The sequence below is a fragment of the Arenimonas alkanexedens genome, from assembly GCF_054781355.1.
Map to the genome: position 1 here is coordinate 60,095 of NZ_BAAGUO010000009.1, position 11,212 is coordinate 71,306.

9 protein-coding genes are annotated in these 11,212 nt (G+C 63.9%); 5 read left to right on the forward strand and 4 right to left on the reverse strand.

Features of this window, described 5'->3' with window-relative positions; translation table 11 throughout:
• The first annotated feature begins 37 nt into the window (after positions 1-37).
• From ACYVGY_RS13415 to ACYVGY_RS13435, 5 genes are all read left to right on the forward strand, one after another.
• A complete protein-coding gene (locus ACYVGY_RS13415; RefSeq protein ID WP_460458004.1) occupies positions 38-1,045 on the forward strand; it encodes an amidohydrolase family protein in 1,008 nt (335 codons plus the stop codon).
• Positions 1,042-2,316 carry a kynureninase gene (gene kynU / locus ACYVGY_RS13420; protein ID WP_460458005.1) on the forward strand — a complete coding sequence of 425 codons (1,275 nt, stop codon included), beginning with the start codon at positions 1,042-1,044 and terminating at the stop codon, positions 2,314-2,316. Before ACYVGY_RS13415 ends, kynU begins: the two co-directional genes overlap by 4 nt.
• 61 nt (positions 2,317-2,377) lie before the next feature.
• A complete protein-coding gene (locus tag ACYVGY_RS13425; protein ID WP_460458006.1) occupies positions 2,378-3,733 on the forward strand; it encodes an FAD-dependent oxidoreductase in 1,356 nt (451 codons plus the stop codon).
• Positions 3,733-5,169 (forward strand): exodeoxyribonuclease I, encoded by a 1,437-nt coding sequence (gene sbcB / locus ACYVGY_RS13430; RefSeq protein WP_460458007.1) that lies wholly within the window; start codon positions 3,733-3,735, stop codon positions 5,167-5,169. The genes ACYVGY_RS13425 and sbcB overlap by 1 nt, the downstream gene beginning before the upstream one ends.
• Positions 5,166-5,849, forward strand: coding sequence for a DUF2461 domain-containing protein (locus ACYVGY_RS13435; RefSeq protein ID WP_460458008.1), 684 nt, complete (start codon positions 5,166-5,168; stop codon positions 5,847-5,849). Before sbcB ends, ACYVGY_RS13435 begins: the two co-directional genes overlap by 4 nt.
• 432 nt (positions 5,850-6,281) lie before the next feature.
• On the opposite strand, the gene ACYVGY_RS13440 is transcribed toward ACYVGY_RS13435, so the two are convergent.
• The 4 genes from ACYVGY_RS13440 to ACYVGY_RS13455 all read right to left on the reverse strand — a co-directional run bounded on the left by ACYVGY_RS13440 (position 6,282) and on the right by ACYVGY_RS13455 (position 11,029).
• Entirely contained in the window at positions 6,282-6,785 is a 504-nt protein-coding gene (locus ACYVGY_RS13440; RefSeq protein WP_460458009.1) for a hypothetical protein, read from the reverse strand.
• Positions 6,786-7,336: 551 nt separating this feature from the next.
• A complete protein-coding gene (locus ACYVGY_RS13445) occupies positions 7,337-8,677 on the reverse strand; it encodes a S41 family peptidase (RefSeq protein ID WP_460458010.1) in 1,341 nt (446 codons plus the stop codon).
• Positions 8,678-8,848: 171 nt separating this feature from the next.
• Positions 8,849-10,435 carry an ATP-dependent nuclease gene (locus ACYVGY_RS13450; RefSeq protein ID WP_460458011.1) on the reverse strand — a complete coding sequence of 529 codons (1,587 nt, stop codon included), beginning with the start codon at positions 10,433-10,435 and terminating at the stop codon, positions 8,849-8,851.
• Between the two features lie 54 nt (positions 10,436-10,489).
• Positions 10,490-11,029 (reverse strand): AAA family ATPase, encoded by a 540-nt coding sequence (locus ACYVGY_RS13455; protein WP_460458012.1) that lies wholly within the window; start codon positions 11,027-11,029, stop codon positions 10,490-10,492.
• Positions 11,030-11,212 lie beyond the last annotated feature (183 nt).

An 11,212-nucleotide genomic window follows, 5' to 3' on the forward strand; every position in this document is an offset into this window, starting at 1 on the left:
CCCGGGCGCTGGCTCCCTTCAGGCTAGGATCACCGACATGCTGAAGATCGACACCCACGCCCACTACCTGCCGCGCACCTGGCCGAACCTGGCCGAGAAGTACGGCGATCCGCGCTTCCCGGTGATCCACCACGAGGACGGCCGCGCCCGCATCTACAAGGACGGCAAGTTCTTCCGCGAGATCTGGTCCAAGACCTGGGACCCGGCCGAGCGGATCGCCGACTACGATCGCTTCGGCGTGCAGGTGCAGGTGCTGAGCACGGTGCCGGTGATGTTCAGCTACTGGGCCAAGCCGCAGCACGCACTCGAGCTTCACCAGTCGCTCAATGACCACATGGCCGAGGCCTGCCGCGAGCATCGCCGGCACTGCGCCGGCATTGGCACGGTGCCGATGCAGTCGCCGCGGCTGGCCGTGCAGGAGCTCGAGCGCTGCGTCGACCAGCTCGGCCTTCAAGGCGTGCAGATCGGCTCGCATATCGGCGAATGGAACCTGGACGCGCCCGAACTGCTGCCCTTCTTCGAAGCGGCGCAGGACCTGGGCGCGGCGATCCTGGTGCACCCCTGGGACATGATGGGCAGCGAGTCCATGCCCAAGTACTGGATGCCCTGGCTGGTCGGCATGCCGGCCGAGCAGTCGCGCGCCGCCTGCGCGCTGATCTTCGGCGGCGTGCTCGAGCGCTTCCCGCGCCTGAAGATCTGCCTGGCCCACGGTGGCGGCAGCTTCCCCTACACGATCGGCCGGATCGAGCACGGCTTCAATATGCGTCCCGACCTGGTGGCCACCGACAACCCGCACAATCCGCGCAGCTACCTGCCCAAGCTCTATTTCGATTCCTGGGTGGCCGACAACCGCGCCCTGCGCTACCTGCTCGACACCGTCGGCGTGCCGCGGGTGATGCTGGGCACCGACTATCCCTTCCCGCTCGGCGAACAGGTGCCGGGCGCCGGCATCGCCGCACTGGGCCTGGGTGAAGCCGACGAAGCGCGGCTCTATCACGGCACGGCGCTGGAATGGCTGGGCCTGCCCCGATCGAGGTTTGAATGAACGACCTGATGCACGCCGGCGCGGAAGCGCTCGACGCAGCGGATCCGCTTCGACATTTCCGCGCCGAATTCCTGCTGCCGCGCCACGGCGACGGCGAGCAGGCCTACTTCTGCGGCAATTCCCTGGGCCTGCAGCCACGTGGCGTGCGCGCGGCGCTGATGCAGGAACTCGACGACTGGGCGGCCCTGGGCGTCGAGGCGCACTTCCACGGCAAGCATCCGTGGATGCCGTATCACGAGCAGGTGCGCGAGGGCCTGGCCCACATCGCCGGCGCGCTGCCGTCCGAGGTGGTGGCGATGAACTCGCTGACCACCAACCTGCACCTGCTGATGGTGAGCTTCTACCGGCCGACCCCCGAGCGCCCCGCGATTTTGGTCGAGGCGGGCGCGTTCCCGTCCGATCGCTACGGCGTCGAGTCGCAGATCCGCTTCCACGGATTCAATCCGGCCACCGACCTGATCGAACTGGCGCCGGACGAACCCGGCGGCACGATTTCGATGGCGGCGATAGAGCGCACGCTGGCCGAGCACGGCCATCGGATCGCGCTGGTGCTGTGGCCGGGCGTGCAGTACCGCACCGGCCAGGCCTTCGACCTGCGCCAGGTCACCGCGCTGGCGCACGCGCGCGGCTGCATCGTCGGCTTCGACCTGGCCCATGCCGCCGGCAACCTGCCGCTGGCCCTGCACGACAGCGGCGCCGATTTCGCGGCCTGGTGCAGCTACAAATACCTCAACGCCGGGCCGGGTGCGGTGGCCGGTGCCTTCGTGCACGAACGCCACGCCCACAGCGACCGCCCGCGCTTCGCAGGCTGGTGGGGACATGACCAGGCCACGCGCTTCCGCATGGGGCCGGACTTCGTGCCCACGCCGGGCGCCGAAGGCTGGCAGCTGAGCAATCCGCCGATCTTGGCGCTGGCGCCGCTGCGGGTCTCGCTGGAGCTGTTCGGCCGCGCCGGCCTGCCGATGCTGCGCGACAAGTCCGAGCGCCTCACCGGCTACCTGGAAACCCAGGTGCGCGAGCGGTTGGGCAAGGTGCTCGAGATCGTCACGCCGTCCGAGGCCGAGCGCCGCGGCTGCCAGCTTTCGCTGCGGGTGGTCGGCGGCCGCGAGCGCGGGCGGGCCCTGTTCGAAGCCCTGGTAGCCCAAGGCATCGTCGGCGACTGGCGCGAGCCCGACGTCATCCGGATTTCGCCGGTGCCGCTGTACAACAGTTATGCCGATGTCTCGCGCTTCGTGGCCGCAGTGGCACAGTGGTCCGAAACCGGCGGTTAGTGGCCGACACCGGCAGGACTACGCCGCCTCCCTGCACTCTCCTGACTTCCCGGGATCTGTCTTGAATCCATCCGCTGAACGCAAGCTCACCCTCGTCGGTGCCGGACTGGCCGGCGCCCTGCTGGCCACCCTGCTGGCGCGCCGCGGCTGGTCGGTGGATGTCTACGAGAAGCGCCCCGACCCGCGCACCAAGGGCTACGAGGGCGGCCGGTCCATCAACCTGGCCCTGGCCGAGCGCGGCCTGGATGCGCTGCGCCGGGCCGGCCTGCAGGACGTGGTGATGGCGCAGGCGGTGATGATGCGCGGCCGCATGGTGCATGCGCTTGACGGTGCCCAGCAGCTTCAGCGCTACGGCCGCGACGACAGCGAAGTGATCTGGTCGGTGCACCGCGGCCGGCTGAACATCGCGCTGCTGGATGCCGCCGAGGCGGCCGGCGCACGCATCCACTTCAACCAGCGCCTGGACAGCGTGGACTTCGAGCGGCGGGTGGCCCTGTTCGTCAACGACCACGACCGCACGGCGCGACCCCAGCCCTTCGAAGCCCTGATGGGCTCGGATGGCGCCGGCTCCGGGCTGCGCCAGGCCATGCGCCCATGGATGGCCATGGAGGAGCACTTCGAGCCGCTGCGCCACGGCTACAAGGAACTCGAAATCCCGCCCGCCGAAGACGGCGGCTTCCGTATCGATCCCAACGCCCTGCACATCTGGCCGCGAGGCGCCTACATGTGCATCGCCCTGCCCAACACCGAGAAAACCTTCACGGTCACGCTGTTCCTGCCGATGGAGGGCGAGCCCAGCTTCCACACCTTGCCCGACCTGCAGTCTGCCCGCGATTTCTTCAAGCGCGACTTCGCCGACACGCTGCCCCTGCTGCCCGACTTCGACGCCGACTGGACCGACAACCCGGTCAGCAGCCTGGGCACGCTGCGACTGCAGCGCTGGCACCTCAACGGCCGCGCGGTGCTGCTGGGCGATGCCGCCCACGCCATGGTGCCCTTCCACGGCCAGGGCATGAACTGTGCCTTCGAGGACTGCATCGCGCTGGACCGGCATATCGCCGAGGCCGCCGATTTCGAGACCGCCTTCGCCGGCTTCGAGGCCGAGCGCCGGCCCAATGCCGACGCCATCCAGGCGATGGCGCTGGAAAACTACGTCGAGATGCGCGACCGCGTGGACGACGCCGATTACCTGGTGCAGCGTGCGCTGGAACAGGTGCTGGCCGAACGTCATCCCGGCCACTTCATCCCGCGCTATTCCATGGTCAGCTTCACCTGCATTCCCTACGCCACGGCGTTCGAGCGCGGCGTGATCCAGCGCCAGCTGCTGGTTGACGCCACGCGCGGCTGCGCATCGCTAGATGACGTAGACCTGGCGGCGGCCGACGCCCTGGTGCATGCGCGGCTGGCGCCGATCTGATGGCTGCGAGCTTCCTCTGGTACGACCTCGAAACCTTCGGCCGCGATCCCCGCCGCACCCGCATCGCCCAGTTCGCGGCGATCCGTACCGACCTGGATCTCAAGCCGATCGGCGAGCCGATCAGCCTGTTCTGCCAGCCGGCCGAGGACTTGCTGCCCTCGCCAGTAGCGACCTTGATTACCGGCATCACGCCGCAGCAGGCGAAGGCCGACGGCCTGCTCGAGAGCGTGTTCATGGCGCGGCTGGCCGAAGAGTTCATGCAGCCGCAAACCTGCGCGGTGGGCTACAACTCGATCCGCTTCGACGACGAGTTCATGCGCTTCGGCCTGTACCGGAATTTCCACGACGCTTACGAGCGCGAATGGCGCAACGGCAATTCGCGCTGGGACCTGCTGGACGTGCTGCGCCTGGCCGAGGCCCTGCGCCCGGAAGGGCTTGAGTGGCCGCTGCGCGAGGACGGCGCCCCCAGCTTCAAGCTCGAACACCTCGCCGCCGCCAACGGCGTGCGCGAAGGCGACGCCCACGAAGCGCTGAGCGACGTGCGCGCGCTCATCGGACTGGCGCGCAAGTTCAAGGCTGCCCAGCCCAAGCTGTGGGACTACGCTTTCGCCCTGCGCGACAAGCGCAAAGTAGCCGCGCTGATGGACGTGGCGAACATGACGCCGCTGCTGCACATCTCCTCGCGCTACCCGGCCAGCCGGCACTGCGCCGCCCTGGTGGCGCCGATCGCGCGCCATCCGAAGATCGACTCGCGGGTGCTGGTCTGCGGCCTGGACGAGGAACCGGACGCGCTGCTGACGCTGGAACCCGACGAGATTGCCGACCGCCTCTATACGCCCGCCGCGGACCTGCCCGAGGGCGAGCGCCGGATCCCGCTCAAGGAAGTGCACACCAACAAGTGCCCGATCCTGCTGCCGCTGGAACACCTGCGCGAAGCGGATTTCGAACGCCTCGGCATCGACCGCGAAGCCTGCCTGGCCCGCGCCGAACGCCTGCGGGCCGCGCCCGGACTGGCCGAGAAGGTGCGCCGCGTGTTCGCCATCGAAACCGCGCGCGAGCCGGCCGACGCCGACGCCGCGCTGTACGACGGCTTTCCTTCCGACGCCGACAAGCGCCTGTTCCCGCGGGTGCGCAGCGCGGCACCGGGTGAGCTGCCGGAGCTCGGCCCACGCTTCGACGACCCGCGCTTCGCCGAGCTGCTGTTCCGCTACCAGGCGCGCAACTGGCCGGCGTCGCTCGACGCCGCGGGCCGTGCCCGCTGGGACGCCTACCGTCGCACCCGGCTGGGCGGCGAAAGCGCGCTGTCGGAGTACGATTTCACAAGTTATTACGCCGAAATAGACACACTTCGCGCTTCTACCGCGCCCGGCCCGAAGCAGGCCTGGCTGGACGCCCTGCTCGATTGGGGGCAAACCCTGGAACGCAGCCTGGCATGAGCACCTATTTCAGCGAGAAGACCTTCAAGTTCCTGCGGGCGCTGGCGCGCAACAACAGCCGCGAATGGTTCAACGACCACCGCAAGGACTATGAGACGCATCTGAAGGAACCGTTCCAGCGCCTGATCACGGACCTGGGGCCGGACATCATGACCATCAGCCCGCACTACCGCGCCGACCCGCGCGGCAACGGCGGCTCGCTGTTCCGCATCCACCGCGACACGCGTTTCTCGAACGACAAGACGCCCTACAAGACCTGGGGCGGCGCCCGTTTCTTCCACGCCCGCAGCAAGCAGGTGGCGGCGCCGTCGTTCTACCTGCACATCCAGCCCGGCGGCTGCTTCCTCGGCGGCGGCATCTGGCACCCCGAGCCCGACGTGCAGCGCAAGATCCGCAACTTCCTGGTGGACAATCCCGCCGGCTGGCAGGCGGTGGTGAACAAGCCCGCCTTCAAGCGCCGCTACGAGATGTGGGGCGACACCCTGACCCGCGCACCCCGCGGCTTCCCCGCCGACCACCCGCTGATCGAAGACCTCAAGCGCAAAGACTTCACCGCCGGCGAGACTCTCGAAGACGAAGTCGTCCTCGGCCCCCGCCTCCGCCAGGCCATCGTCTCCGGCTTCACCGGCGTCGCCCCCCTCGTCGACTACCTCTGCGCCTCCCTAGACCTCGAGTTCTAACCCACCCCCCACCGACACCTGTAGGAGGGCCTTCAGGCCCGAAGCCCTTCCCCCCAGCTCCCTGTGGGAGGGACTTCAGTCCCGATGCCCTTACCTGACCAACGCGCCGGGATCGCCCCCCCGCAACCGGCCGCCGCACGCAAGGTCCCTTTCCCGGGGACGCCGTGAACCCATCCATGGGGGCCTATCGAAAACGTCCATGTTTTCGATACCCCGGGAAAGGCACCTCGCGCACGACGCCCTCCCGACCGGTCTGGCCGGCTGACTGGCAGCACTAGAGCGGTGCCCGACGACCTCATCGCTCTCACCGGAATAGCTGAACATCCTTCTGCATTGGAGCGTGAGAACAGCGAGACTGTCCGCTTTCGGCCAGGAGCGGCCGTTCAACGCTGGAGTTAAGTGGCGGCGAGGCCGTCCGCCATGGGCGCGATGTTAGCTTGCAATCCGCGAGCGGAATGACGCGCAAATATCTGCCATATCAGAGTACTCCGGCGTATCGCGAAACGTAACGTCGCGCAGCCCCTCAACCACGGCAAGAGCTACCTTTTCCAAAGCGGAACGGTAGCTCTTAAGATTGGAGAGAATGCTGGTGAGGGAGTCCAACACTTCTTGAATCGCACCAGAGCTTAACTGCGCACCATACGTTTCGTGGAAATGATGGACTACCTGATTGCGTGTCGCCACTAGATCGGCCATCTGCTGCGAAAAATCGAGGGAGTCTGAGGTCGATGCTTCGACCAACTTGCCGGTAAGTTCTCCCAAGGTCTTCTTTTTTATCTTTTCGGCACGCTTGAGGGCAGCGCCAAGGTCTGGATTTGTGGACGTCATGAACGGAAGTGCCAACTTCAAGTAGCGCTCCGCGTCTTGGCTGGCGAGGACAATAGAACCGACTAGGATCAGAAGTTTCTCATTGTCGGACTGCTTGGAAGTCGTCATTGCAAGCTAACTCTTTATTTAAGCCGCGCCGCCGGCGTCGGCTTGATTGAATGGCTGCGCCGCGCATCGCTTAGTGCGTGCAACCTCGGTTTTGAATGATCTCTGTGATGCACTCACCGTTACAACGCGGACATAAGCCAGAGAGAAGAATCTCGCCATCCATCTCGTATTCTTGCGGGTGGAGCAGCGCGAAGCCGGCAATCTCGCAATGATCACACCATGACGCATGAAGAAGGATTTCCTGCTCTCGCTCAGGACGGTCAAAGAAATTCCTAAGGATTCGAATACTAGACATCGAAAGACCTCCCTGGCGGCCTAACCATGGAACATAAGGACGTTTGCGTCCGGTTACACATCCGATCGGTGTCACGGCCGCTGGCCCGCAACCCGATAATTCTTGTCGAGTTTAGGCCGGCCATGTCCGGCAAACAATCCGACGCAACCCCGGACAGCATTGGCTTCTCAATGTTGGCCGCATCAAGGACGTTTCGATCCAGGTCGCGGTGAGCGTCGTCTGGATAGCGGATGTCCGCTTCGGGTCGGGTCCAGACCTAGCTGCCCTGCGAGCGCAGCCAGGCTTCGGCCGCGGCAACCGTGTCCTCGTCGTTACCCAGTTGGACATCGGGAACAATGCCCTCGGGGTAGGGCATGCCAGCGCGGTCAACGAAGGCGTCCGTCGTCAGCATCAGCATGCTTCCGTCGGGCAGTGGAAACCCGCGGTTGGACGTGGCGACCCCGGCTGTCGGCTGACCGAAGAAGCGCGTGTTGGCCCGTCCGCGAAAGGCGACCGCCACGGCTTCCCCGGAGCTCGCAGTGGCAGGACCGATCAGCAAAGCGACCGGGATTCCCGACAACTGCGAGGGGCACGCTTCGAGTGATTGAGACGGCCATGGTCTGACCCGGCCATTCCGATCCTTGAACGAGCCGATGTCCCCGTTCCCCAGGAGAGGCCGAAGGCCGGCGATCATTGGCCACATGTTGCCCCCCGGGTTCTTGCGCAGGTCAACGATCCAACCCCGAGAGGCTGCTTTTTCGCCAGACGACAACGCTTCGCAAAGGCTGGCGCTGAACTGCTTGCTCGCAGCCGCATCCGTCCCGCGGAACGCCGGCACCAGCAAGTGCCCGACGTCGTTCGAGACTGCCGACGACACCGCCTGCATCGGCGGCGCGTTGGCGCGATTCCCCGCCGCTGCGGCACGGGGCCGAAGGAAGCTGTGCCGGTCTCCCAGTGCTTTCAGCAGGTCACTGATTCGCGCGTAGGCTTCTGGTGCAGGCGCGTCTTTCAGTTCCGACCCCATCAGGCGCCCGGACTCGGCGGCCCAGTCCACCTGGTCCGCATGTAGGGCGTTGGCCTTCATGGTGGCCATCGCCGCCTCGAGCACGTCATAAGCGGACACCTTTCCCGATGAAGCCTCGGATACCGTCAGCCTGAAGGAATTTGCCTCGATCGCACCGATGCCACCCAGCGTGGTGCCGAGCTTGATGCTGGTGGTGGCAAGCGGAACGTACAGCCGCACCGCCCGAGCTTGGGACCCATCGTCGGCGCGCACCGGGAGATTCGCCGTGGTGAGGAAGGCAAGAGAGCCGTCCGGACCGTCAGCCCGCAGCCAAATCGCGCCGGAGCTACTGCCCGCCGTCACCTTGAGGCTCGCAGTGAGTTCGACCTCGCGTCCACGCAACGCGGTCGCATCCAGCGCAGCCATCGCTCCGGCGAAACCCTGGGGTCCGAGCGACGTGGCGGCCAGCCGCAGTTCCGCACCCTTCGGCGCCAAGGGGTCGCCAACCCCCTGAACGGACGTGCCAGTGTGGTTGCCCGTCGGGCCCCACACAACTTCCGCGTGCGCCCACCCGGCGAGCATGCAGAACAGGACGGGGAGTAATTTCAGGTTCAAGACCGCGCTCCCAACGGACGTTGGCCAAAAGCGTAGCCTGCATCGAGGCGCCTGCATACTGTCCACTGCTTTCCGCTTCCGGGCAGGAGCGGATATCTAACGCGAAGCACCAGTGGCGGCCTGCAGCGCGGTTCGTTGCATGCTGTAGTTTGCCCGACCGTTGAAATTCACTCACTTCCGACGATTCTCAAAGATCGCTTTGAAAATAAGATCAAACTCCTTGACGCTCTGACGATCACCGTTGTTCTCGATCGTCTGCTCATCGCAGCATGCTAGGACCGCGTCGCGCGTGGCAACTTTGGCGCAGAAGTCTTGGGCAAGCGAAGGCTTGTCCGCTCCTGTAATAGTTTCGGGGTAGTACTGTTCAATGGCGCCCCGCTCCAGCACATAGACATCGACTGCTCTCAGCATCTCAAGTAAGCGATGTTTCAGCTGGACCATGTGTGTGTCACTACTAGTCTGTAGGACTGTCAGGCGATTGTCCTTTCGCTGCCATGCAAAGAACGCCTCAACGGCGCCGTCATGCTCAGCTTGCGTGCAGGCGCCATCTTTGAGTTTTGCCTGGCAATCCCTGACCCGTCTCCACAAACCGCGTAGTTCGCCGGAATCATGAGCTCCCTTTGCGTCCTTTGTGGACGGGCCATCGGTATCGGGCACGATCAACTCGTCAACCTTCGCCAGTAGTTCTGCTCTCGCGGTTCTTACCAAATCATCGGGAGCGATGTGATCGAAGCCACTGACCAGCAGGTCCAGGTCGGCAATAACCGGCACCCGCACACCGAACCTCGTGAAAAATTCACGATACCGCCGGATATTGCCCTTCCCGGTGATTCGAGCAAATAGAATCGGCACCTGGGCCACGTCCCATGCAGGACTAAGAGTTTTGGCAATGTGCGGCATGAGGAGGTAATCACTGTCGCCCTCAACCAAGACGACCGTATCAGCAAAGAAGGCGGCGTTGTTGTTTTCAAAGCAGATGATTTGGAACTGGTCCTTGGCGGTCATGTCTGATAGGTCAATTGGCTGGGCCTGGGTGAATGGCCTAGACGCCTGCGTGGAATCCGTCAACTTGCGCAGCTTGACAAACGTCCCGGTCGCTCCGGGTCCGAAGAATGTTGGGGAGTGAGTCGTAACGAGTACGTGGTGCTCTATGGCGAAAACCCGCAGGGCCTCGAAGAGGATGTGTTGGGCCTTGGGGTGCAGGAACAACTCCGGTTCCTCAAACAACAGCAGGTAGGATGGCGGGGCGGTTTCCACTTGTGGTTGAGTCTGTTCGGCCGCCAGTGCAGGTTGTTCGGCTAGTGTCGTAACGGGACCAAGCTTTGCCTTGAGTTCCACGTAGGACCGCAGGATCGAAAAGACGATGGCGCGGCGCAACCCGTCGCCCTTGGAATCAATCAGACCGTCTACACCGTCGTTGGCGTAAATTCGGGCAGACGAGAAAATCGTCTTCAACTCGGGGGGTGGGATCATGAGGCGGAGTGCCACGTCAGAGAAGCTCTCGCGGACATACTTTTCGACCGTGGACTCAATCAACTTCACTTCGTCGAGCCGACTATCTAAAAAAGTCCCGTCGGGCTGCTGAACGCGGTTTAGCTTAGCGTTGAGCTCTCCAAAGAGCCGATGCGCATCCGGCAACTTCGTTTCGATGGCTTGGAGAAGAATGGCCAAGATTTTACCGAATGGGGTGCTTTCGGTTGTCTTGATGTCGTCAGAGAGGTCTTTAACCGCCGGGATGTATATCGGGTCGGGGAGCATCGGCTCAATGCTCTTGTCGATGCCGGTGGGCAGTGCCTGATCGGCGGCACTCTTCTAGTAATCCGGGAGCGAATCGGCAAGCTCCTGAATCTTCAGCTTGATTGCATCCTGATTCATGGTCGTATCCACACGACCATCCAATTCCGGGAATGTCTGGACTACCTTATTGACGAATGCCTGGCTCGGTCGTTGACTCTTAACGAGCGTGGCAATGCTCTCTGAGGAGAACCGAGCATCATTCGGCGTGAGCGTGCTGTAGAGGAGTGAGCTCTTCCCGGTGGTGTCGTACGCTCTGACAAGAACAATGCAGCCGCTCTTGACGATCCCGGCAATGCGCGGACGGTGTTCATCTTGCAATCGAGCTAGGTCTGCATCCGTGACCTCTTCAAAGGTTACCGCGATGCGTATGGGCTTGGCCACGTCGAAAAAGTGACTGGCAGACAATTTGGTGCCGGAGAAGAATAGAGAGACAGCCTGCAAGAAGGATGACTTTCCGGCGTTGTTTTCTCCAATGAGGCAGCCGAATCGGGACAGGGGAATATTCACGTCCTTGAGAGCCCGATAGTTCGTGATAGAAACCCTTGTGATTCTCATGTTCTACGGTGCCCCCTGTGGCACGTGATGATTGAGTTAAGCCATGCCGAAGACGTCGGGTTCTACCCCGATTCTGCGGACACTTTCACTAAGATCCATACTGGGTCAAAGGAGTGTCCATGTCCAAGCGCAAGCGTTACAGCCCTGAGTACAAGCACGAGCTGGTCGAACTGGTCCGCCGAT